Below are 24,009 nucleotides of genomic sequence, written 5' to 3' on the forward strand. Positions count from 1 at the left end.
GAGGCCGCTGGGGCGAACCGTTCGCTCTCAGGCAACCCCCCAGCCCTCGCCGACAAGACCGCGAGACCGCCCGCGACCTATCCTGAACAACACCAGGCACGATTCCTCGAAGTGGAGAGATACATGTTGAGCTACGAAGAGCTACTCGCCGCCGTGACCGCGAAGAGCGGCGAGAGCCGTGAGGTTCGCGATCCTGCGACCGACGCCGTCATCGGCCAGGCACCCGTCAGCGATGTTGCCGCGCTCGACGTGGCCATTGACCGGGCCGAGGCGGCCCAGCGTGCGTGGGCCGCGCTCGGTCACGAGGCGCGGAGCGACTACCTGAACCGCGCGGCCGACGCAATTGAGGCGCACGCTGAGCCGCTCGCCGAGCTTCTTTCCCGCGAGCAGGGCAAGCCGCTGAACGGCCCGAATGCGAGGTTTGAGGTCGGAGGGTCTGTCGCGTGGACGCGCGCCGCCGCCGACACCCCGCTCCCCGTCGAGGTCGTCGTGGACGACGAGTCGGGCTACGCCGAAATGCATTACCGTCCAATCGGTGTGGTCGGCGCAATCTCACCCTGGAACTGGCCGATGATGATCTCGATCTGGCAGATCGCCCCCTCACTGCGCATGGGCAACACCGTCGTGATCAAGCCTGCGGAGACGACAACGCTCTCGGTGCTCGCGCTCGTGCACGTGATGAACACGGTGCTCCCGGAGGGCGTGCTGAACATCGTTCCGGGCCCGGGCCGCACGGTCGGTGACGCGCTCACGCGCAGCCCGAAGATCGGCAAGATCATGTTTACCGGCTCGACCCCGGTCGGCAAGCGCATCATCGAGGCCTCGGCGCCGAACGTCACGCGACTCACGCTTGAGTTGGGTGGGAACGACGCGGGGATCGTGCTCCCAGATGTGGATCCGAAGGCGATCGCTGAAGATCTGTTTTGGGGCGCGTTCATCAACACCGGCCAGACGTGTGCGGCGCTCAAGCGCTTGTACGTGCACGACTCGGTGTACGACGCCGTCGTTGAGGAGCTCGCGGCGGTGGCTGCGGCCGTGCCAATGGGTGTTGGGCTCGACGAGCAGAACGTGCTCGGGCCGCTACAGAACCGGGCGCAGTTCGACATCGTCGACAGGCTCGTCGAGTCAGCGAAGGCCTCGGGAGCACGCGTCGTCCTCGGCGGAAACCCCGACCGCGAGGCCGTCGGCAACTTCTACCCGGCGACGCTCATCGCCGACATCGACGCGCACCAGGAGCTCGTGCTCGAGGAGCAGTTCGGCCCGGCCCTGCCCATCATCCGGTACTCCGACCTCGACGAGGCAGTCGCGCTCGCCAACGAGCTCGAGGTCGGCCTCGGCTCGTCGGTGTGGTCGTCGGATCGCGCCAAAGCGCTCGAGGTCGCGGCCCGGCTCGAGGCAGGCACGACCTGGATCAACTCGCACGGTGGCCTGCACCCGATGATCCCGTTCGGCGGCGCGAAGCAGTCAGGCTACGGTCGGGAGTTCGGCGTGCTCGGGCTGAAGGCCGTCGCCGAGCCGCACGTGATCAGCGGCTAACCGGCGAGGCTGCCGCACGGAGCAGTTCACACACGAGGAGGCCCTCCCGAGACATTCGTCTCGGGAGGGCCTCCTCGTGTGCGCTAGTTACCAGCGCGGCTTGCGCTTGCCGTCTGAGCGGTCGTTGCCGCGGTCGTTGCCGCCGTAGCCGCCACGGTCTCCGCCGTAGCCCCCGCGGCCGCCGCGGTCTCCCCCGCGATCACCACGGTCATCGCGCCCGCGGTACCCACCGCGATCGCCGCCATACCCGCGGTCGTTGCCGCCGCGGTCGCCGCGGTCGCTGCCGTACCCACGGTCGTTGCCGCCGCGGTAGCCGCCACGATCTCCGCGGTCGTTGCCGTATCCGCCACGGTCCCCACGGTCATCGCGCCCGCGGTACCCACCGCGATCGCCGCCACGGTCGTCACGTCCGCGGTAGCCGCCGCGGTCTCCACCGCGGTCGTAACCGCCACGGCCGCCGCGGTCACCGCGATCCTCCCAGCCCTTGCCGCGCGGGCCGGGGCCTGAATCCTCGCGAAGCTCAATGAGCTTGCCGCTGATGCGGGTGTCTGCAAGCGCGGCCACCGTCTCGGCCGACAGCTTCTTCGGGAGCTCAACGAGCGAGAAGTCGTCGCGCACCTGGATGCGGCCGAAGTCGTCGCGGGTGAGGCCACCCTCGTTTGCGATCGCGCCGATGATCTGGCCGGGCTGAATCTTCTGGCGGCGGCCAACCTCGATGCGGTACATCTGTAGGTCGTCGCGCTGCGCACGCGGCTCACGCTTCTCGCGGTCGAACCGACCACCGCGGTCGTCGCGACCACCGCGGTCGCCGCGATCCCGATCGCGCTGACCGTCCTCAAGGAAGCGCGCTGCCTGCTGGCGGTCGCGAGCGAACTTCTGATCGTCGGACTCATCGAGCAGCAGCTTCGTCTTGCCCTGCGAGACTACCGCGAGCGCGGCCGCGACGTCGGCCTCGGGCACATCGTGGTGACGCACGTAGTGGTCGATGATGTCGCGGAAGCGCTCGATGCGACTCGTCTCGCCGAGCGCCGCGGTGATCGCGTCGTCAAAGCGGGTGAGGCGGGTCGCGTTGACCTCTTCGACACGGGGCAGCTGCATCTGCGTGAGCGTCTGCTTCGTTGCCTTCTCGATCGAGGTGAGCATGCGGCGCTCGCGCGGCGTGACGAAGCTGATCGCGTCGCCCGAGCGGCCGGCGCGGCCCGTGCGGCCGATGCGGTGCACGTACGACTCAGTGTCGATCGGCAGGTCGAAGTTCACGACGTGGCTGATCCGCTCAACGTCGAGGCCGCGCGCGGCGACGTCGGTTGCGACGAGGATGTCGAGGCGCCCGTCCTTCAGCGACTGCACGGTGCGTTCGCGCACGTTCTGCGGCACGTCGCCGTTGATCGCAGCGGCCGAGTAGCCGCGCGCGCGGAGCTTCTCGGCGACCTGCTCGGAGTCACCGCGGGTGCGGGTGAAGACGATGAGGCCGTCGAAGTCTTCGACCTCAAGAATGCGGGTGAGCGCGTCAACCTTCTGCATGTACGAGACGACGATGTAGCGCTGCGTGATGTTCGAGGAGGTCTGCGTCTTGCCCGCGATCTTCACCTCACGCGGGTCGTTGAGGTACTGCTGCGAGATGCGGCGAATCTGGTTCGGCATCGTGGCCGAGAACAGCGCGACCTGCTTCTCCTTCGGCGTGTCAGCGAGGATAGTCTCGACGTCCTCAGCAAAGCCCATCTTGAGCATCTCGTCGGCCTCGTCAAGCACGAGGTACTTGATCTGGGTGAGGTCGAGCGAGCCCCGCTTCAGGTGGTCCATGATGCGGCCCGGGGTGCCCACGACGATGTCAACGCCGCGGCGCAGAGCCGAGAGCTGCTGGCCGTATGCCTGGCCACCGTAAACGGGAAGCAGGTGCACCTCGGGCAGCTTCGACGCGAAGCTCTCGAAGGCCTCGCACACCTGGAGGGCGAGCTCACGGGTCGGAGCGAGCACGAGGGCCTGCGGCACGCCCTGGCCGGGCTCGATGCGCGACAGGATCGGCAGCGCGAACGCCGCGGTCTTGCCGGTGCCGGTCTGGGCGAGGCCGACGACGTCGCGCCCCGACAGGAGGGTCGGGATCGTCGCCGCCTGAATGGCGGACGGGGTCTCGTAGCCGACGGCGGTGATCGCTTCGAGCACCTTCGGCGCGAGGCCGAGGTCTGCGAAGGTCACTCGCTCGGTCTCAGTGTCGGTTGCGTCGGCGCTCTTTGCGGGAGCGTCGGCTGCCGGAGCGTCGGTTGCGGGAGCGGAGGAAGTTTCGGGGGCGTTCGCGGGAGCGGCTTCTGGCGACTCGGTCTGCGCGTCAGCCGGAGCGGTCTCGGCAGCGATGGTTTCGTCTGCGGACTCGGGCGCGGTGTTCTCGGAAGAGGGCATCGTATCAGTCTACACCCCCTTGGTATATGCAAGGGAACATCATCGCGCGGTCGCACTCGTTATGCCTCCGTGACAGCCGGAGACGCGGAAGGCGCGCTCCTGACGGTATCCTTATACCCAAGCTCGATTCATGAGCGAGATTGGCTTCACCTTCAAAGAGGATTCGGTGACGATGAGCGCTGCAGTTCAGCCCCTTCAAGACTCAAGCATGCGCCCGCCACTCATGAATTTCGATTCGTTCACGGAAGTGGCATCGTCGGCCTTCGTGCCCCTCGCGATCAACAGCGGCCAACAGCACAACTTCCGGGGATACCTCCGCACGGCCGCTGTTGACCGGCTCGGGTTCACGGAGCTCTACGCTTCCGCGCACGAGGTCGAGCGCACGCCGACACTCGCGAACCAGGGCGGCGACCACTACATGCTTGGCATCATGGTGCAGGGCTCGGCATTACTCGTGCAGGGCGGGCGCGAACTTGTTATGCAAGAGGGCGACATCACCATCTACGACACGGGGCAGCCGTTCTCGTTGAACTTTGAGAACGACTCCAAGAACTTCGTCATTCTGCTCCCCAAAGACATGCTCGCGCTGCCGCAAGAGCTCATTGGCGAGGTGACCGCGACCAGGCTGCCCGCTGACTCGCGCGCCGGTGCTCTTGCCTCCCAGTTCCTGCTGCAGGTTCCCGGGGCGCTTCACCGCGCGTTCCACGAGGTGAACATGCGCATCGCGCGAACTTCGGTAGACCTCGTTGAGACGCTCTTGACCCTCGCTCTCGGCACAGAGCGGCTTGAGCAAGACCCGCACCAGGTGCTGCTGCGCAAGATTCGCGAGTACATTGACGCCCACCTCAGCTCCCCTGACCTCGACCCGAGCCAGATCGCCGCCGCGCACCACATCTCGACGCGCCACCTCCATGGACTCTTTAAGACGCAAGGCACCACCGTGTCGGGCTACATCCGCACACAGCGACTCGAGCGTTGCCGGCAAGACCTCATGAACCCGATCTTTGCCGACCGCCCAGTGTCCGCGATCGCGTCGCGCTACGGCTTCATCGACGCTGCACACTTCAGCCGCGTCTTCCGCGCGCACTTCGATTCGACCCCCACTGAGGTGCGCGCAAGCCGCCTGTCGTAGGCAGCCCGGGAAATGTCCCAGCACGACCGGGCTGGGTGCATCGCCGCGACCCCACAAGCTTCATAGCCTGGAGATCGGTGGCGCTCAGGCGACACCGCGCATCACTACAAGCCACCTCCGGAGGAACAATGACGAACAAGTACGACGGCCTCTTTGTCACCCACATGCCCAACATCGGCGAAGACTTCACCAACGAGGGTGACGCCGCGGGCCTGCCCACGCCAACGAACACCGGCGAGGCGCTCGGCCTCGTCCGGGCAGAAGACGTGCCCGAGAGCAAGATCCACATGAGTCACATCTGGATCTTTGAGACCGACGAGCCTCAGCACTGGGTAAATGAGCACGAGCACGACTACGACGAGATCCTCACCTGGACGGGCACCGACCCCGACAACCCGACTGACCTCGGCGCAGAGCTGTACTTCGACATCGAAGGGGTTCGCCACACCGTCACCACCTCCGGCAGCGTCTACATTCCCGCTGGCGTTCGACACTGCCCGCTCGGCTTCACCAAGGTCACCAGGCCGTTCAACTTCAGCGCCCTGTCGTTGAACGGAAGCTATGGCTCTGACGAGAACGCCGGCCTCATCGATCAGCTCAAGGCCGACGGCAAGCTCTAGCCGCGGGAACGGACAATGACGATGGAACAGCACTCACCCGAGGCGGCCGTCCGCGAGGCCATCGAGCTCTACGTTGCCGGGGTACGCGCGAACGACCCAGAAACTGTGAAGCGCGCGTTCAGCGACGACGCAGTCATGTGGGGCTACCTTGGCTCCACCTACGTCACGCAGTCGGGGCCGTCGTTCGCGGACGAGGTCGTCGCGACGGCACCGCCGGAGGACCCCCAGTACCGCTACGAGATTCACAGCGTCGAGGTGCACGGGGGCATCGCGAGCGCCGTGCTCGAAGAGCAGGCGTATCTCGGCGCGAACTTCCGTAACCAGTTCGGTCTCGTTCTGATCGAGGGAGTCTGGCGAATCACGAGCAAGGTGTTCACGACGACGTAGCGACGTAACGACGCAACCAGCGCTAAAGGGTTCGAGGTCCGCACGGGTCTCGGACCCTTCTGGCGTGCGCTCTACCTTTCGGGTGTGGCAGCACACGCAGAAGCCCGGCACACCTCTCGGTGGGCCGGGCTTCTCAGGGCCGGAGCTGGCTAGTCTTTGTGGCTCTGGTACGTGGGGTTCAGCGACAGCGCGCTGAACCGGAACGGGCGATCAACGCGGTTGAACCCGAGGGGGCAGTGCACGGTTCCCGCGGGAATGTAGACGCTGCCCGAGGTCGTGATGATGTGGCGCTCGCCGTCGATCTCCATGTAGATCTCGGCACCGAGATCGCGCGGGTCTTCGGGGTTCGATCCCGTCCAGATCAGGATCTCGTCGTAGTCGTGCACGTGCGGGTTCACCCAGTGCACGGGCTCCGTCGTCTCGTGCACCCAGATGTGGCTCATGTTGATCTTGCTCTCCGGCACTACGTCCGGGTGCATGAGCCAGAACCCCTCCCCCAGGTTCTCGGGCTGCACGAGGCCCGCGGCTTCGCCCTCGTTGCTCATCTCGCCGGTCTTGATGACGGGCATATCGCTCACGAAGAGGCGCTGGTACTCAGTCGACATACTGTTCCTTTCGTCTGTGGCATCCACTCCGATGCCACCACTTTCGACGTTACGGGGCCGCCAGAGCACGGCCAAGGCTTCGGCGGGCACGCTGCTCAGTGGGTCAACAGGCGTGCACGCTAAGGAGGCTACCGGGTAACGGTGGTGCCCGCGGGTCGGCCGGGCCTGCGCTGCCACCCGCTCCACAGGGGGCGGTAGCCCATGCGGCACCAGAAGGGTCCCGACCGCGGGTTCTGCGAGGCGTACCCGAGCAAGATCCGGTCGAAGCCCTCCGCCTCGATGCGGGCGTGGGCGAACTCCACGACGGCCTCACCGATGCCCCCTCCGCGCACGGTAGGGCGGAGGTACATCGCCTGGATGAACGCGACTCCACCGCCCTGCGCACACGCCTGCAGATGACGCTCGCGATTCAGCTCGATGCTGAGGTAGCCGACGGCCTCGCCTCGCTGTTCGATGACCCACGTCCACTCGGGGTCGATCGCGATCCTGACCTCGATCCCGACCTGGAGAATCGCGGCCGCGCCCGGCCTGTCAGCGAGACCGCCGTGCTGGGCGTCGTGGGCGAGCAGCTCGGAGTCGAGCACCCCGAGGAGCGGGGCGTCGGCTGGCGTCGCCAGGCGCAGCGTCACGCCGCCCGCCCTGAGCCGGGCCTCCGCCTCCGACTCGGCGACGCCGCGCGCACCCACGCGGATGCCGGTGACATCGACGCAGGCAAAGCCCTGCGAGAGGAGCGGCCGCACGAGCCCAGAGTCGCGGCTTGGCACCCTCACTGATAGGCAGGTCTCCCAGTCACCGTCTTCCCCGAGGCGTGGCGCCGTGTCCGCGACCCACTCGCGCAGCAGTGTTCCCGCTGCTGCTTCATCACCGTCCCATCGGAGCTCGAGAGAAGAGGTCACGAGCGGCCCCCAAATCGCGTCGGGATCGCTCGCGGTGAGCACCGTCTCGCGGGAGACGGCGAGCGCGTGATCCGTGTTCCCCGATCCGGCACGGCGAACGACCGCATCGCCCGGGTTGAGCGACCGCACGGGCAGCTGCGGGTCGATCTCGCGTTCGCGGTCGGACATCCGCGCGAGCAGCAGCTCCAGGTCTATGTTCTTTGCAGTCATGTTCAATCGGTCTCCGTTCAGTACTGCGAAGCTGAGCCCCTAGAAGGTACGCGACAGCTCGTCCAGATCCCGAGCGTATCCGCTGCCCGCAGGTCGAGGATTGTCATTGCCGGTACTGCCATTGCCGAGCCCTGCACACCTGCTTGAGCTCGAGGCTTTGCTCTCCCAGACTGAGAACACAGGCTCACGGCTTTGAAAGGAGACAGACGTGACTCGCACAACCCAGGTGGCAGCTCACTACGCGGCAGGTGCACGCGGAGACCTTGCCGGGATGATGGCTGACTTTGCGCCCGACATCGAATGGGTCGAAGCGGCGGGGTTTCCGCTGGCAGGCACCTACCGCGGCCCCTCGGAGATCGCGGAGCAGGTGTTCGCTCGCATTGCGGCTGAGTGGGAAGGCTTTGGAATGGTCCCTGACGAGCTTTTCGAGAGCGGCGAGACCGTGATCGCGCTTGGCAGGTACGTCGGCACTCACCGAGCCACCAGCCGTGCGCTTGAGGCCCGCGCCGTTCACATCTGGCGTTTTACCGGGGCCTTAATCACCGGGTTCGAACAGGTCACCGATACGCTGCTCGTAGCACGCGCAGCAGAGCAGGGAAGCAAATGACACACAGCACCGAAAAACAGTTCGCGGGCACGCCGTCTGAACGAAAGGCCCGTGACCTCGGCATTGATATCGGCACGCTGCCGAGCGGGCCGCGCAACGCGATCACCGACGTCGCCGGGGTACGAGTCGGTCACACGACGCTCATTTCAGGCGACGGCGAACTCGTGCGCGGCGAAGGGCCGGTCAGAACGGGCGTGACCGTCGTGATCCCGACGGAGGAGCCGTGGAAGCGCCCGGTCTTCGCCGCCCCGCACCGCCTGAACGGCAATGGCGAGATGACCGGGCTCGAATGGGTCAGGGAGTCAGGCCTGCTCACCTCGTATATCGGCCTCACAAATACGCACAGCGTCGGTGTCGTGCGCGACGCGCTCGTCGCACACGAGGGCACCACGAGACCCGCGGGTGAGGATTACTGGTCGCTTCCCGTCGTCGCCGAAACCTGGGACGGCGCGCTCAACGATTTGAACGGTTTTCACGTACGGCCCGAACACGTCGAGGCCGCCATCGCGAGCGCGCACGACGGCCACGTCGCTGAGGGCTCCGTTGGCAGCGGAACCGGCATGATCGCGCACGGCTTCAAGGGTGGCATCGGCACTGCGTCGCGCGTGATCGCCGACGTCGATGGTGGCTTCACCGTCGGCGTGCTCGTGCAAGCGAACCACGGCCGCCGAGACCGCTTCACGGTCAACGGCACGCTGATCGGTCCGCGCATCACGCTTCCGAGCGACGCTGAGACGGGCGGTGCCGAAGTGCCGGACGCGCGGTTCACGACCCAGTTGCCGGAGGGCAGCGGATCCATCATCGTCATCTTGGCCACCGACGCACCGCTGCTCCCCCACCAGTGCGCGCGGCTCGCGCAGCGCGCCACGTTCGGGATCGGGCGGCTTGGCGGCGCGGGGGAAAACGGCAGTGGCGACCTGACGCTGTGCTTTGCGACGGGCAGCGGCGACATCCCGGCCGGGTTCTCGGAGGGCAAGGCTCCCGTGAGCTTCCCGGTCACAGCGCTGAGCAATGACCGCATCGACCCGCTGTTCTACGCGGCGATCGAAGCTACGGAGGAGGCGATCGTGAACGCGATGCTCGCGTCAGACACGATGGTCGGAATCAACGGTGCGACGAGGTACGGTCTCCCGCACGACCAGCTTCTCAGCCTGCTGTCGCAGTAGCTCACGCGGTTGCACGAGGCGAGGAGGGGCGCTGTTGCCAGTGAGCCCTGATGTCAGGTGACCACGGGGGCCACGGCCACGTTCGCCGCGCGTCGGCCGGAACTACTTTCCCCGAGCCTTATCGGCTTCCTCGGCGATACGCAGGTGTTCATCGAATTTCTCCCCGATCTCAGACTCAGGCACCATCACATCGTCGCCGGGCAGCAATTCACCCCGCCCCCGCGCGGCATCATCTTCACGGATAAAGTCAACGTTGTCGCCGGGCGAGCACGGGGCGGTCGCCCCCAACCGATACGAACGCTCCGCCGCGCTCGTATCAAAATCAGCCCGAAACACTGGCCCGCCCGAGCCATACACAACAGGCCAATCCGTGTCCTCGCCCGTCACATACACCGACATGCCAAGGGATTCCCAGTACGCGGCAATTTTCTGCGCGTCACCTCGATGATCGCTGCCTTGTGGCGCCCAATAGTCATACGAATACTGGCTCGCATTATTCGGATCGCTCTCACACGGCGCCGCGTACGCTGTTCCGCGCGCCCACCAGCCCGTCACGTCGAGCTGCTTTACCGAGTCTTGTACCAGTTGCACGACCTTGTCGCGGCCTTCCCTTGCAGTCATCTCAGGTTCCTCCGGTTTCGTGCTGCACCCTGATAGCGAGAGAAGCAGCAGTCCAGCAACAGCCGCCGCCAAGAACCGGCTGGCCGCGCTTCGACCGACTGTGCTGCCCAACTCAGACATGGAGGCTATTTGTCTTTCGCCCTGTCGGCTTCTTCGGCAATGCGGCGGTGCTCCTCGAACTTTTCGCCGACCTCAGCCTCAGGCACCATCACGTCGTCACCGGGCAGCAGTTCACCCAGCTCGCGCGCAGCATCATCCTCTTCATTAAACAGGTGGTAGGCCCCCGGTGAACACGGTGCAATCGCCCCGATACGGTACGAACGTTCGGCTGCTCCGGTATCAAAACTCGCCCGCAGCACGGGCCCACCGGCAGCGAACACTCCCGGATGTGCCTTCTCCGCGCCTTCGATATACACACTCATACCGAGGGACTCCCAGTACTCGGCGATCTTCTCCGCATCCGCGTGAGGGTTTTCCCCTTCTGGCGCCCAGTAGGCGTAGGAATACTGGCTGGAGCTATCAGGGTCGCCCTCACAAGGCCCTGCGTACGCCGGTCCCCGCGCCCACCAACCCGTTACATCAATTTCCTTCGACGTATCTTCTACCAGTTGAACGGCCTTGTCACGGCCTTCCCTCGCGGTCAATTCAGGCTCCTCCGGTTTCGTGTCGCACCCTGACAAATACAGCAGCAACACGCCAGCCGCGCCCGCCGTAAAGATGCGGCGGGCGACTTTCTTACCAACCATGTTGCCCAAGTCCCATCTGCGCTTCCTGCATCTGAGTAGGGCCCAGGGGAACGTACTCCGTGATGTCAGCTGTCTCGCCCTTGATAGCTCTCACGACGTTTCGGAGCGACTCGGTATCCTGGCTGAAGTAGCCGCCGCCATTCTTGATAAGCGGGTCATGTCCGACAACCGGGTCACCAGCATCGCCCCCGGTATCCACCCCAAATGGTCGCCCACCAAAGGCGGGGTGCATCGGGTCGACTTTATGGTCGGAGCTGAAATCACGCCCGATCCACGCCCACTGGTCGCCACTATCCGGGTCTATCATCAGTCTGTCTCTCGCGTGACCGGAGTACACCTTTTCGGCGTTGAGCTGCGACGCTTTGGTAATACTGTCAGGCAGCCCGGCTGAGCCGAGCGTGATGAAGTTCTTCACGTTCACCCCCGGCTGCGTAAGCGCGACCGCGGCAGTCGTGGTGCCGTACGAGTGGGCAACAATATCGAGTTGCGGCATCGACCCGCCCCGGACCGCAGCCAGTCCGCGCAGGGCCGCAGCCAAGTTATTTCCTCCGGCAATCGCGCGTTTCGAGTCAAGCACCCCAAAATCGGGGTCGCCTAACGAGGGCATGGGCGGGGTTTCGTACCCGATCCACGCCACCACCGCGCTCCCTTCGGGGAGCATCGAGTAGAGATTTTGAGCGGCGTTCGTCCAACCTGTCATCCCTGTCGTGTCAGTTCCCATCCCGGGGATCGCGTACGCGACACTCGTGGCCTTGTCGAGGTCCCCGATTGAGACCGCCGCGAGCGGTGGCTGGTCCTGAGTCAACGAGATCAGGAACCGCGGTGCGTCCTTTGTGTTCGCTTTTGCGGCTAGTTTGATGTTCTCAAGAGCTGCGAGCTGCGTCTCGAGCACCGTCGTTTTCTCCCCGAGCGCTTCAAGGCGCGCGATCTCGGCCTTGACTTCCTCAAGCGCCGCATCAAGGGCGGCCCGGTTCGCATAGTCGCGCGCCCCGTACGGCAGCCCCTCCAAGTTGCCAAACAGCACCGCAAACCCCTCAAGCAACAGTGTCTGCTGATCCGAGAACGGGCCTTCCGCGCCCTCCAGCGGGTTCATCCCCTGCCACCACTCATAGATCGCAACCGGGTCCATGAATTCCAGCCGCCGCTGCAACACCGGGAACGCCCCGAAAAGCAACTCGATTTCCTCCGCAGAAAGCGTCGACAGTGCTTCCAACAGCGCCTCATCGCTCAGCGGGTTCACCGCGGTCGCCGAGAGGTCAAGCGCTGTATTCGACAGCGATCCCCCGCCGGCTGCCTCGAACGCGGCAGCGACCCCGTCAATCCAGTCGACGTCAAGCCGGTTTTCGTTCAAGAGCTGTTGGAACCCGGCGACAAAGCTCGTTGACCCGACTCGCACCCACCCACACGAACCAGTAAACGCGCTCCACGCGTTCCGCACCGATGACAACTCCGTGTCAAGATCGATATTGCTCGCGCCGCCCTGCGACACGAACGAACGCAATTTCACCGGGTCTGCGGAGGACTTCCCCGGCCTTCCACGCGCAGCCGTCCGAAGTCGCTGCTGCGCGGAGAACGACGCCGAAACGCTGGGCGCAGCGACCGGCACCTCCGACGGACGCGGGTCAAAGAACGAGTCAACGCCAGCCGTGAAGCTGTCACCAAACGCGTCAGTCTGGCGCCGCTGCTCCCGCTCGGCCTCGCGAACCCGCCAGGAGGCTAGCTCTTCCAGCCGGGCACGTTCCTCCTGCGCTTTCAACTTTGCCTCTTTGATCTCCTGGGCGAGGTCGTATAGTACGCGGGCAAGTTTTACACGATCTTGCTTTTCAGTGCCGACAGCAACCTTAAAGAGCACCCCGTAGTTTCCTTCGAACCCTTCCGACGCACGCTCGGCAGCACCGCTTCGAAACTGGCTCTGACCACGCAGCACGTCATCTCCGGCCTCGAGCACCTTGACGAGCTTGTCAGCAACAGCATCATCGAATTCAATCGGCACGACCACACGCCCTTCAATCAGGCACGCACGAACCGCAATGCATGCGCGAGAACAGAAAATGGGGGCGCCGATACCGGCACCCCCAACTTCTACGACGATACGGCGAACGCCCGTCACTACGCAAATCGGATGTTCATTTTGATGGTCGCGGGCCCGCTTACTCCGCGGAGCGCCGTACCCCTCACCCCACAGGCAGATCCAGCGTGTTCGCGAGCAGCCCCTGCGTGTACGGGTCGGCTGGGTGGTCGAGCACCGCGTCTACCTCGCCGTACTCGACGATCTCGCCACGGTTCAGCACCGCCACCCGGTGCGCGATGTTGCGCACCACGGCGAGGTTGTGGGTGACGAAGATCATTCCAAGGCCGTCCTTCAGCAGCCCTCTCAACAGGTCGAGCACCGCGGATTGCACGAGCACGTCGAGCGCCGAGGTCACCTCGTCGCAGATCAGCAGCTCGGGTGAGGCGAGCAGCGCCCGCGCGATTGCGACCCGCTGCCGCTGCCCACCCGAGAGTTCGGCGGGGTACATCTGGGCCATGCGACGCGGCAGCTCGACCCTGTCAAGCGCCTCGGCGATCTGGCGCCTTGCCTCCGCGCCGCCCGCGCCGTGAAACAGCTCAAGCGGTGTGCGCAAGATCGCTTCGACGGTGTGGCGTGGGTTCAGCGACCCGTATGGGTTCTGGAAGATGTACTGCGCGGCCTGCCGGTCGGCGTGGCTGCGCTTCGCTGCCGACTTCGCGAGCTGCCGGCCCCCGAGAGCGGCCTCCCCCTCCCAGTTGTCGTGCAGTCCGATGAGGCACCGCGAGAATGTGCTCTTGCCCGATCCTGATTCGCCGACGATCGCGAGGCACTCACCGGCCCGCACCGTCAGGTCGATGCCGTGCAACACTTGCGTGTGCCCGTAAGCCGCCGTGAGGCCCGAGACCCGCAGGAGCGGCTGCTCAGCATCCGGCGCCGCAGCGAGTTCATCGCCCTCCCACGGCGAACGCACCTTCGTAGAGGGGGTCGCCGCGATGAGCTGCTGCGAGTACGGGTGCGTAGGTTCGAGCAGCACATTGCGCGCCCTGCCCGTCTCCACAATGTGCCCGTCTTTCATCACGATGGTCGAGTCGGCGACCTCAGCGACGACGGCGAGGTCGTGCGTGACATAGATCGAGGCGATCTCGTACTCCGCGCACAACCGCTTCACCAGTTCGAGGACACGCATTTGCGTTGACACGTCGAGGCCCGTCGTTGGTTCGTCGAGCACGATGAGGCGGGGCTGGGCGATCACGGCCATGGCGATCGCGATGCGCTGCTGCTGCCCGCCAGATAGCTCGCTTGCGCGGCGCCTGATGAACGCGTCGTCGTTCGGCAGCCCGACGGCGTCGAGTACCTCGCGAACCTTCGCGAGCGCTTCATCGCGCGGCGCGTCAACTGCCTCAAGCAGCTGGGTTGAGAGCCGCATCGAGGGGTTCAGTGCGGTCGCGGGGTCTTGGGCGACGTAGCTCACGAGCCCGCGGCGCGCAGCGCGCAGCCCCGCGGCGTCGAGGGCGAGGATGTCAGTGCCCTCGATCACGACGGAGCCCTGGCTGATGCGTGCGCCGGGGCGAGCATACCCAAGCAGCGCGAGCGAGAGCGTGCTCTTGCCCGAGCCAGACTCGCCGACGATGCCCATGACCTCGCCTGGTTCGAGCGAGAGCGACACCTGCTCGATGATCGGGGCGCCCGTCGATTCGAGCACGACCTCGAGGTCAGTAACTGTGATTGCCGCCATGACTACTTCCCCTCGGTGCGAGCGATGACGCGCGCGCCACCCTCAGCGATCAGATTTCCACCGACGGTGAAGAGCACGATCATGACGATCGGCGCCAGCACCGCCCACGGCTGGGTTGCAAGCCCCGTTCGGTTCTCACTCACCATCAGGCCCCAGTCGGGCGTCGGGGGCTGGATCCCGTACCCAATAAAGCTGATGGACGCGAGGATGCCGACAGCCCACATGAGACGCACACCGAACTCGACGAGCAGTGGTGACGTGATGTTCGGCAGAATCTCCCGCACGATGAGCTTGCGGCCGGGGATGCCGACCGACTGCGCCCACAGCACGAACTCGCGCCGGCAGATCGGCTGCGCCGCGCCACGAATGACGCGGGCGACGCCGGGAATCAGGGCGAGCACGACGAGCAGCACCAGCAGCGCGGGGCTCGGGCCGAGTACCGACACGAACATCAGAGCCATCAGGATGCCCGGGAACGCGAGCAGCACGTCCATAATTCGCATGAGGATCGTGTCGGTCCAGCCGCGGTAGTACGCCGCGACCATTCCGATCACCGCCCCAATAGCCACGGAGAGCACCGCGGCGAGGGGCGCCATCCACGCGAGGTGGATGCCTCCCGACAGCACGCGTGACAGGACGTCGCGGCCGAGTTGATCGGAGCCGAGCAAGAGGCCGCCGCCGGGGGCGGCGTATGGGGTCGTGATCGGCTCGGTCGGCGCGTGCGGCGCAAGGAAACGGCCGAACACGGCGAGCGCAGCGGTCACCACGACGAGGATCAGGCCCCACCGCACCTGCTTCGATGCGAGGAACCGCGTGAGCACACGGGACTTCGGTCGTGCAGCCTCGTCACTGGCGATCTCGGGTTCATGCTGGTGTGTCATGGCTATTCCTTCCGCCCCGCCGACCCGGCGTCAGAGAACAGGTCAGCGATGAAGTTGAAGACGAAGTACGCCGAGGCGATGATGAGCACGACGGCCTGGATGAGCGGGAGGTCGCGGTTGCCGACAGACTCGACGAGTGTGAGCCCGATGCCCGGGTACGAGAAGAGGTACTCGACGACGACGGTGCCGCCGATAAGAAACGCGGCCACGAGCGAGGCCGCCGGGATGATCGGCGCGAGCGCGTTCGGCAGCGCGTGCCGGTACAGGATGCGCCTCGTGCTCAGCCCTTTGAGCTGCGCCGTCTGAATGTACTCGCTACTCATGACGTCGATGAACGAGACGCGCACCAGCCTTGAGAGGTATGCGACCCCACCGATCACGAGCGTCGCGACGGGCAGCACGATCGCGAGCGGATGCCACCACGGCATATCGGCGGGCGGGATCAGCGCGACGGGCGGGAAGATGCGAAACACCGTTGTGCCAAACAGCGCAATGAGCACGGTGCCGAGCACGAACTCGGGGACTGCGTTCACGACCATCGACGTCCCCATAAAGAGTTTGTCGAACACCTTGTCCTTGCGCTGCGCCGCGATGATGCCGACGACGAGCGAGATCGGCATCATGATCACGAGCGCGAGCGCGCCGAGCGTGAGCGAGTTGCGGAGGCGGATCGCGAGGGTGTCGGCGACGGGCACGCCGTTTGTGAGGGAGACGCCCCAATCGCCGCGCAGGATCCCGGTGAGCCAGTTCACATATTGCTGCCACACCGGCAGGTTGAGGCCCAGCTGCTCGCGAACGATTTCGAGCCGCTCAGGCGTCGCGTTCACGCCCAGGATCACGCGGGCGACGTCGCCCGGCATCGCCTGCGTGGCAAAGAAGATCAGGATCGAGACGAGCAGCAGCGTGATGACACCCTGCAGCGCTTTCCCTCCCCACTTCTTGAATAGTCGCACCCGCCGTTGTCGGGTACGATCCCCTCCCCGCTCCGCGGAGAGTGCAATCATCTCAGTCATTCTCGTCGGCTCCTTCCACCCGTCACGTCGGACTCTAGCGATTCTTGGGCCGTGCCCGTCGCTCGGCTCCGATTACCTGCGGGTGGGATACGTCGGTCGTATTGGGTTACCGAGAGCGCCGCGTCCTTGCGTCGCCCCGAATCAGACAGGTGCCCGATCAGTACTCATCGTTCGCCAGCGGGGCCGCGACCACAATGGGCACGCCCCGTTCTTGCCCGGCGAGTCAAACAGCCTTCACTCGGCGACAACCCACTGGGGCGCGCAGCCACAAAGCTAGACGTAGCCCAGTTCAACGCCGACCCGACAGCAAGGAGGTTCCAATGTCAGCGAACCGCTCACTGTCAGTAGCGACCCCCGTGTTCCCCGTGCACGACATCGCGCCGCGCAACGGGCCGGCCGGCACCCCAGTCATCATCGTCGAGCCGATTACGGCAGACGTCGCGATCGGCTCGCCGCACCGCCACGCGTTCACCCAACTCGTGCTCGTCGAGCGCGGCACGGGCACCCACCAGGTCGACTTTGCGAGTGTGCCGATCAGGGCGGGCGAGCTCCACCTGCTCGCCCCCGGCCAGGTGCACCACTGGCAGGCTGACCCGGGGCTTCGCTGCCTCGCGATCCTCTTCTCAGAAGACGCGCTCGACCCGCTCGGTCTGCTCCCCGACCGAATCCGCGAACTGCTGCTGCTCGGCGCCGCGCCAATCGCCCCGCCAGCGCCCGCCCTCGCCCGGATTCGCCGCCTTTTCGCCGCCATCGAGGACGCGCCGTCGCCCGAAACCGGGGCGTACATCCTCGCTGCCCTACTGCACGAATGCGCCGACGCCTCGGTCGAGCACCAGACGCTCGGCTCCCACTCTGCGCTGACCCGCGATTTCATGCGATGCGTACTCCGCAGCCCAGACGCCCGGCTCACCGTCGCGAGCTGCGCGGCCCGTCTCAGCGTGACCGCGGGATACCTGGCCGAACAGGTCGTCGCCGACACCGGGTCAACCCCGGGGCGCATCCTCCGCACCGCCATCGCGCGCGAGGCGCAGCGGCTGCTCAGCGGGAGCGACCTCAGCGCCGCCCAGATCTCAAGCAAGCTCGGGTTCAGCGAGCCCTCATACTTCTCCCGCTTCTTCCGCCGAGAGGTCGGCTCAACACCAACCGAATACCGCGGGCTCGGCACCGACGCCGCTGCCCGCCCCCGAAAGGAACGCCATGCAAGCTGATGTACTGTTCGAACGAGCGACGCTGTTCGACGGGCACGAGCTCCTCCCCTCGCCCGTGTCGATAGCGATCGCGGGTGGCCTTATCACGGCGGTCAGTGAAGAGAGTCTCGAACACCTCGTCGGCCCGCACACTCAGCGCCGCGACATGCGGGGGGCGTTCGTGATGCCAGGCCTCGTCGATGTCCACAACCACCACGCGATCGCCGGCCGCGCTGAGCTCTTTGAACTCTCACTGCCCGTCGGCGCCTCACGCGACGAGATACTCATGGCCGTTGCCGCGCACGCCGCGAACACCCCGGAGGGCGGCTGGATCACCGGTGGGCCCTGGGGCACGAACCTCCTCGCCGAACTCAACTCGCTCGAATCACTCGCGCTCTTAGACGAGGCCGCTCAGGGGCGCCCGGTTGTGCTCATCGAAGACAGCAGGCACAACCGGTGGGCTTCAAGCGAAGCGCTGCGCCGTGCCGGGATCGACAATGCGTCCGGCTCCGCCGATGCTTCGGCTGACACCGGGGTGCTTCGTGACCGCGAGACCCAGCGCCCAACGGGCGTGCTGCTCGAACGCGCCGGGCTGCTCGTCGAACACGCGCTCGCCGCGCAAGGCGGTTTCAGCGAGACGCAGCACCGCGCGTCGGCAAAGCACGGCGTCGCCGTGCTGAACAGTTTTGGCGTGACAACGTTTCAGGACGCGGCCGCGTCACGGGACATCCTCGCCGCGCTGAAGCAACTCGACGACTCCGACGAGCTCAACGCCTGGGTCGTCTCGTCAATCACGATGAACGACGACATCTTCGGCTTCTCGCCCGTCGGGCAAGCCCTCATCGACCTCGCAGAGCCGTACCGTTCCCGGCACCACCGCCCCGACTTCGTCAAGGTGTTCCTTGACGGCGTGCCGCCCGCGCGCACGGCGGCATTCCTCGAGCCGTACCTCCCCGACGACGAGCACGGTCACGACTTCGCGGGAGCGCTTTTGATACCGCAAGCGGAGTTCGGGGCGCTCGTCGAGAGCGTCGCCGGGCAGGGGCTCGGGGTGAAAGTGCACTGCGCTGGAGACGCCTCCGCCCGAGCCGTGCTCGACACGGTGGAGCGCCTGCGTAGCTCAGGCGACCACACCACGCGGGTGCACATCGCGCACGGCCAGATCCTTGCCGAGAGCGACATTCCACGGCTCGCCGAGCTTGACGTCACGGCAGATATGTCGCCCTTCGTGTGGTTTCCCGGTGTGATCCCGACCGCGCTCACGCAGGTGCTTCCCGCCGAGGTAGCCTCACGCGTGCAGCCGACCCGCGACCTGCTCGAACAGGGAGCGCTGCTCGCGATGGGCTCGGACTGGCCGGTCAGCCCGACTCCGAACCCGTGGGTGGGTATCCACGGGCTTGTCACGCGGGCCGACCCGTTTCGCCAGGCGCCCGGAACACTGTGGCCCGAACAGGCGCTCTCCGTCGGCGAGGCGCTTCGCATCTGCACCGCAAACGGCGCCGAAGCGATGGGCCTCGGCGGAGTCACGGGCAGGATCGCCGAGGGATACTCGGCCGACCTGATCCTGCTCGATGCGAGTCCGTTCGACCGCGACCCACACACGCTCGTCGATACGCGGGTGCTCGAGACCTGGTTTGAGGGGCGCGTCGTCCACCGGGTGAATGACTAGCCGCCGCAAGCGCCTAGCTCCCGCAGCGCGTACCGGCCCCGGCCTGATCCTGCTCCTGGGTCTGCTTGAGGCGTTTGGCCCGCTCTCGATGGATCTGTACATGCCGGCCCTCCCTGAACTCGCCGCGACGCTCGACACGAGCGACGCCCTGGCCCAGCTGACGATGTCGGTCTGCATGCTCGGGCTGGGCGTCGGGCAGCTCATCGCTGGCCCGCTCAGCGACCGCTTCGGAAGGCGGCTGCCGCTTCTCGTTGGCGTCGCCGCGTTCACCGTATTCTCTGCGGGGTGCGCGCTCGCCCCCTCTGCCGAGTGGCTGCTGCTCTTCCGGACGTTTCAGGGCATCGGCGGCGCGGCTGGCATGGTTGTCACGCTTGCGATCGCACGCGACCTGTTCTCTGGGGCAGAACTCTCAAAGATGCTCTCCTGGCTCGCGCTCGTCGGCGCTACCGCGCCGATTGTCGCGCCCGTGCTCGGAGGCCAGCTCACGGCGGTCATGGACTGGCGGGGCTTCTTCCTCGTGCTCGGCGGGCTCGGCGCCGTACTTTTCGCGGCGGCTGCGCTCTGGCTTCCGGAGTCGCTTCCGATGGGCGCGCGCAGCGCAGGCGGCGGGCGATCGCTGTTCGCGGACGCACGCGTGCTACTCGGCCCCGGCCCGTATCGGGTCGTGCTCGCAATTTCGGCGATCTCAGGGATCGCGTTCTTCTCGTACCTGTCGATGTCGAGCTTTGTGCTGCAGAATGGCTTCGGCGTCTCGCCGCAGCTCTTCGGCGTCATGTTCGCGCTCGGCTCGCTGTGCAATGTCGTGGGTTCCCAGACGAACCGGGTGCTCGTCGGCAGGTTCTCACCCCTCGAGCTGTACCGGGCGGGCATCGGGATCGCGTGCATCGGCAGCGCGCTCGCGGCACTCAGTGCGCTGCTGGGATGGGGCCTCGGCCCCTTCGTCGCAGGGCTCGGAATCTACCTCATGTCGACGGGCTTCACACTCCCCAACCAGAACACGATCGCGCTGGATGCGCACGGTGACAGAGCGGGGTCGGCTGCAGCGCTCATCGGCATGGCGTCGCTCACCGTCGGGCCGATCGTGAGCCCACTGGTTTCTGCCGGCGGGCTCACGACGCTCACACTCGGGGTGACGATGGCTGCGGCGAGCGCAGCCGTACTCGTGCTCGGTATGACGGCGCTGCGCGGGAAGTAGTGCGCCCCGCCTCGCCCCGCCTATTGCGCATATTGCGCCTATTTATTGATCGATGGTGACGCCGTCGAGCGTGTACGCCGACCGCCCGTAGAGGTCGGTTCGCAGCCCCGAGACGCGATCACTGTGCACGGTGATGTCTTGCCCGTACACCGGGATGATGTACCCGCCGCGTTCGTACTCGATCGTGCGCAACTGCGAGATGTAGTCACACTGGGCCTCCGGGTCTGCCGTGGCATAGAGCTTGGCCGCGATCTCGTTGTACTCCGGGTCGTCCATGTGCGAGCCGTTCTCGGACCCACCCGGCGAGAAGTGCCCGGTCGCCGAGACGAGGTACGGGGTCGACGTGAACCCGATGAAGAACGGCCACTCGAGCCACTGGTTGAGAAACGTTCCGACGTCGAGCTTCTTCACGCTCACGCCGATGCCGACCTTCGCCGCATCCTCCGCGTACAGCTGCGCCATTTCCACCATCCCGGGGAACGCGGCATCGGTTGCGAGCTCGAGCTTAAGTTCGGCTGCACCAGCTTCAGCGAGCAACTCAGCCGCACGCTCAAGGTCTTGCTCACGCTGCGGCAGCTGCGGGTCTGGGCAAGCCGAGTTCTTCGAGATGAAGTCGTTTCCGATCGTCGCGTAGCCGCCAAACGCGTTCTCGACGATCCGTTCGCGATCCACCACGAGCCGCATCGCCTCGCGCACTCGCGCGTCGTCCGTGGGCGAGGCGTCGAGCCGCACGGTCATGAGCGGGTACGTCGCGGTGTCGCTCACGAGGATCTTCAGGCCCGCTTCTCTCTCGATGCTCGGCATCTCGGGGAACGGAATGCCCTGCGCGATGTCGATCTGACCGCCCCTGATGGCGTTCGTCACCGCGTCTTGCTCTTGGAAGAACGAGAACGTGAGGTTCTCGACGGTTGCGGGGTCGCCCCAGTAGTCGTCGAACCGGGTGAGCTTCGCCTGCTGCCCCGCCGTGAACGACTCGATACGGAACGGCCCTGTTCCGGCAGGCGCGTCGAACGTGGCGTTGCCCTTCAGGCTGCGCATCACGAGACGTGTCATCGAGAATGCCTCGGGGAGGGGGCCGTACGGCTCCCGCAGTGACAGCTCGAGCGTGAGGTCGTCGACGACCGCAATACCGTCGGGGTCGATGAAATCGAGCTGCGAGGCAATCGACCAGCCGTTTGCCTCGTCCACCATCCAGCCGATGCTCTCGGCCGCGTCGTGCGCGGTGAACTGCTCGCCGTTGTGTGTGCGTACCCCGTCGCGGAGCCTCACTGTCCAGACATCGAGCGCCTCGTTCGGCGTCATCGACTCGGCAAGCTTGTAGACGACCGCCCCCTCGTTGTCGAGCGCGGTGAGCCCCTCATGGACCTGCGCGTAGACAGCGTTATTCGAGAACGAACTGTGCTGGGCGTAGGGTTGGACCTCATCGATGCTGCTGCCCACCATCCCGATGCGGAGCGCTCCGGCCGGGTCGCCGCCGTCTCCACCTCCGGGTGGGGCGCACGCAGCGAGACTCGCTCCAAGTGCCGCCGCAAGCGCGATCGCGGCAATCTTGACAGTTCTTCGTTGACTCATGGGGACCTCCACGTGCTGCTCACGCGACCGGCCGGCCATCCCGAAGTGACTCTGCAAGACCACACGGCCGATCGCATCTTCTCAATCAAGTGAAGCCCAAGTCTCGCCGGGGCCGTCGTCGGACTCAATGCCCTCGGGCGCTTCGTGCACGCAATGGCAACAGCGCCTCCGCCCCCGACAACTGGTGCAACAGGGGCGAGCCGGGAAGCGTACGCTCCCCGGCCCGCCCCGTGGCAGTTTCCCGGTACCTCCGATGACTATTCGACGGTCACGCCGGTGACGACGTAGGCCGAGCGGCCGTACAGGTCAGGCTCCAGGCCCTTCACGTTCGAACGGTGCACCGTGATCTGCTGGCCGTAGACAGGGATAAGGTAGCCGCCGCGCTCGTACTCGATCGTCTGCATCTGCTCGATGAGCTTGCACTGCTCGCCAGCGTCCGTCGCCTGGTAGAGCTTGTCTGCAAGCTCGGCGTATTCGGCGTCGTCGAACGCGGTGCCGTTCTCCGACCCGCCGGGCAGGTAGTGCGCCTTCGCGGTCGTCTCATACGGGCTTGACGTGAAGCTGATGAAGAACGGCCACTCAAGCCAGCGGTCCAGGAACGTTGCGACGTCGAGCTTGCGAACCGAAATGTTCAGCCCAGCCTTCGCGGCGTCGTCTGCGATGAGCTGCGCCATCTCCATCATGCCGGGGAACGCACCGTCAGTGACGAGTTCGACCGAGGCCCCCTCAGCGCCAGCCTCCGCGACGAGCGCCTTCGCGCCCGCGATGTCCTGCTTCCGCTGCGGCACCGAAGGCGGCGCGCACGACGTGTTCTTGCCGACGAAATCATTCGCGACCGAGGCGTACCCACCGAATGCGTTCGACACGATCCGCTCTCTATCGACGGACATGCGCAGCGCCTGGCGCACCTTCACGTCGTCGAAGGGCGCGTTCGACGCGTTCATCGCGATGATCGGGTAGGCCGCGGTGTCGCTCACGAGCAACTCAAGATTTGGATCGACTTCAAGCGCCGGCATCTCAGGGAACGGGATGCCCTGCGCGACGTCGATCTGGCCGCCCCTGATAGCGTTCGTCACCGCATTCTGCTCGGTGAAGTACGAGATTTTGAGGTGCTCGATGTTTGGTTTCTCGCCCCAGTAGTCCTCGAACCGGGTGAGCTTCGCCTCCTGGCCGGGCGTGAAAGAGTCGAGCACGAACGGCCCGGTCCCCTCAGGCTTCTCCTGCGTTGCACCATTCCGGATGCTGCGCATGTTGATGCGCTCCATGGCGAGCATCTCCGGCACCAGACCGAATGGCTCGGCGAGGTTGAGCTTCACGGTCAGATCGTCCACGACCTCGATCTGGTCAGCGCTCGTGAGCCAGTCGAGCTGCGTCGCGTAGGTGAACGCGTTCTCGGGGTCAATCATCCAGCGCAGGCTCTCAGCGACGTCCTCGGCGATGAACTTCTCGCCGTTGTGCAGCTTGACGCCATCCCGGAGGGTGATCGTCCAGACATCGTTCGTGTCGTTCGGCTCGATCGATTCGGCGAGCGCGAGCTTGACGGAGCCGTCGCTCGCGCGCTGCGCGAGGCCCTCAAACACCTGCCTGAACAGGGCCGAGCTCGAGGTCGATCCCTGGAACTGGTACGGATCCTGCGTATCGCCCGTGCTGCCGACCATGCCGATCGTGAGCGAGTCCCCACCGGAGCCGCTTGAGGCGGCCGGTGGGGAGCAGCTCGTGAGCACGAGCGAGAGCGCGACGGCCGCGAGCGCCGCGGCCCGCACGCCCTTACGGGGGTTGATTCGAATTGTCATGTGCAATGTCCTCCTTGACACTTTCTCCGAACA

20 protein-coding genes are annotated in these 24,009 nt (G+C 65.8%); 9 read left to right on the plus strand and 11 right to left on the minus strand.

Translation table 11 applies throughout. The features are described from left to right. The first annotated feature begins 123 nt into the window (after positions 1-123). Positions 124-1,536 (plus strand): aldehyde dehydrogenase family protein, encoded by a 1,413-nt coding sequence (locus FB468_RS15120; protein WP_141888490.1) that lies wholly within the window; start codon positions 124-126, stop codon positions 1,534-1,536. Between the two features lie 87 nt (positions 1,537-1,623). Here FB468_RS15120 and FB468_RS15125 read toward each other — a convergent pair whose 3' ends face one another. Further along, positions 1,624-3,930, minus strand: a complete 2,307-nt coding sequence (locus tag FB468_RS15125; RefSeq protein WP_141888492.1) for a DEAD/DEAH box helicase — start codon at positions 3,928-3,930, stop codon at positions 1,624-1,626. A gap of 130 nt (positions 3,931-4,060) precedes the next feature. Between FB468_RS15125 and FB468_RS15130 the strand changes: the two genes are divergently transcribed. The 3 genes from FB468_RS15130 (at position 4,061) to FB468_RS15140 (ending at position 6,069) form a co-directional block, all read left to right on the plus strand. Next, positions 4,061-5,062: an AraC-like ligand-binding domain-containing protein gene (locus FB468_RS15130; protein ID WP_141888494.1), complete on the plus strand. Its 1,002-nt coding sequence runs from the start codon at positions 4,061-4,063 to the stop codon at positions 5,060-5,062. A 128-nt stretch (positions 5,063-5,190) separates the two neighbouring features. Continuing rightward, positions 5,191-5,682 (plus strand): cupin domain-containing protein, encoded by a 492-nt coding sequence (locus FB468_RS15135; protein WP_121077414.1) that lies wholly within the window; start codon positions 5,191-5,193, stop codon positions 5,680-5,682. A 15-nt stretch (positions 5,683-5,697) separates the two neighbouring features. Further along, positions 5,698-6,069: a nuclear transport factor 2 family protein gene (locus tag FB468_RS15140; RefSeq protein ID WP_246055985.1), complete on the plus strand. Its 372-nt coding sequence runs from the start codon at positions 5,698-5,700 to the stop codon at positions 6,067-6,069. A 149-nt stretch (positions 6,070-6,218) separates the two neighbouring features. On the opposite strand, the gene FB468_RS15145 is transcribed toward FB468_RS15140, so the two are convergent. Continuing rightward, on the minus strand, positions 6,219-6,674 hold the full coding sequence (locus tag FB468_RS15145) for a cupin domain-containing protein (protein WP_141888496.1): 456 nt from the start codon (positions 6,672-6,674) through the stop codon (positions 6,219-6,221). Positions 6,675-6,802: 128 nt separating this feature from the next. Next, positions 6,803-7,780, minus strand: coding sequence for a GNAT family N-acetyltransferase (locus tag FB468_RS15150; RefSeq protein ID WP_141888498.1), 978 nt, complete (start codon positions 7,778-7,780; stop codon positions 6,803-6,805). Positions 7,781-7,988: 208 nt separating this feature from the next. Here FB468_RS15150 and FB468_RS15155 point away from each other — a divergent pair, with 208 nt between their 5' ends. Then, positions 7,989-8,387 carry a nuclear transport factor 2 family protein gene (locus FB468_RS15155; RefSeq protein WP_141888499.1) on the plus strand — a complete coding sequence of 133 codons (399 nt, stop codon included), beginning with the start codon at positions 7,989-7,991 and terminating at the stop codon, positions 8,385-8,387. Further along, positions 8,384-9,553 carry a DmpA family aminopeptidase gene (locus FB468_RS15160; protein ID WP_141888501.1) on the plus strand — a complete coding sequence of 390 codons (1,170 nt, stop codon included), beginning with the start codon at positions 8,384-8,386 and terminating at the stop codon, positions 9,551-9,553. The genes FB468_RS15155 and FB468_RS15160 overlap by 4 nt, the downstream gene beginning before the upstream one ends. A gap of 102 nt (positions 9,554-9,655) precedes the next feature. Here the strand turns inward: FB468_RS15160 and FB468_RS15165 are convergent, their stop codons facing one another. From FB468_RS15165 to FB468_RS15190, 6 genes are all read right to left on the minus strand, one after another. Next, entirely contained in the window at positions 9,656-10,174 is a 519-nt protein-coding gene (locus FB468_RS15165; protein ID WP_141888503.1) for a hypothetical protein, read from the minus strand. Between the two features lie 125 nt (positions 10,175-10,299). After that, positions 10,300-10,929, minus strand: a complete 630-nt coding sequence (locus tag FB468_RS15170) for a hypothetical protein (protein ID WP_170219792.1) — start codon at positions 10,927-10,929, stop codon at positions 10,300-10,302. Continuing rightward, positions 10,910-12,913, minus strand: coding sequence for an alpha/beta hydrolase (locus FB468_RS15175; RefSeq protein ID WP_141888507.1), 2,004 nt, complete (start codon positions 12,911-12,913; stop codon positions 10,910-10,912). The genes FB468_RS15170 and FB468_RS15175 overlap by 20 nt, the downstream gene beginning before the upstream one ends. Positions 12,914-13,094: 181 nt before the next feature. Then, positions 13,095-14,666, minus strand: coding sequence for an ABC transporter ATP-binding protein (locus tag FB468_RS15180; protein WP_141888509.1), 1,572 nt, complete (start codon positions 14,664-14,666; stop codon positions 13,095-13,097). 2 nt (positions 14,667-14,668) lie between these two features. Continuing rightward, positions 14,669-15,547, minus strand: a complete 879-nt coding sequence (locus FB468_RS15185) for an ABC transporter permease (RefSeq protein WP_141888511.1) — start codon at positions 15,545-15,547, stop codon at positions 14,669-14,671. A 2-nt stretch (positions 15,548-15,549) separates the two neighbouring features. Next, positions 15,550-16,560, minus strand: a complete 1,011-nt coding sequence (locus FB468_RS15190; protein WP_246055987.1) for an ABC transporter permease — start codon at positions 16,558-16,560, stop codon at positions 15,550-15,552. 320 nt (positions 16,561-16,880) lie between these two features. Here FB468_RS15190 and FB468_RS15195 point away from each other — a divergent pair, with 320 nt between their 5' ends. From FB468_RS15195 to FB468_RS15205, 3 genes are read left to right on the plus strand one after another with little or no spacing between them, the layout of a single operon-like run. Then, a complete protein-coding gene (locus FB468_RS15195) occupies positions 16,881-17,768 on the plus strand; it encodes a helix-turn-helix domain-containing protein (protein ID WP_170219793.1) in 888 nt (295 codons plus the stop codon). Beyond that, on the plus strand, positions 17,758-19,416 hold the full coding sequence (locus tag FB468_RS15200) for an amidohydrolase (protein ID WP_141888515.1): 1,659 nt from the start codon (positions 17,758-17,760) through the stop codon (positions 19,414-19,416). Before FB468_RS15195 ends, FB468_RS15200 begins: the two co-directional genes overlap by 11 nt. After that, the gene (locus tag FB468_RS15205) at positions 19,409-20,611 is read left to right on the plus strand and encodes a multidrug effflux MFS transporter (RefSeq protein ID WP_141888517.1); all 1,203 of its coding nucleotides are present in this window, start codon (positions 19,409-19,411) and stop codon (positions 20,609-20,611) included. Before FB468_RS15200 ends, FB468_RS15205 begins: the two co-directional genes overlap by 8 nt. Positions 20,612-20,653: 42 nt before the next feature. Here FB468_RS15205 and FB468_RS15210 read toward each other — a convergent pair whose 3' ends face one another. Then, the gene (locus tag FB468_RS15210) at positions 20,654-22,183 is read right to left on the minus strand and encodes an ABC transporter substrate-binding protein (protein WP_170219794.1); all 1,530 of its coding nucleotides are present in this window, start codon (positions 22,181-22,183) and stop codon (positions 20,654-20,656) included. A gap of 257 nt (positions 22,184-22,440) precedes the next feature. Next, entirely contained in the window at positions 22,441-23,976 is a 1,536-nt protein-coding gene (locus FB468_RS15215) for an ABC transporter substrate-binding protein (RefSeq protein ID WP_141888521.1), read from the minus strand. Between the last annotated feature and the right edge of the window lie 33 nt (positions 23,977-24,009).

The sequence above is a fragment of the Leucobacter komagatae genome (genome assembly GCF_006716085.1).
In the GTDB taxonomy this organism is placed as follows: domain Bacteria; phylum Actinomycetota; class Actinomycetes; order Actinomycetales; family Microbacteriaceae; genus Leucobacter; species Leucobacter komagatae.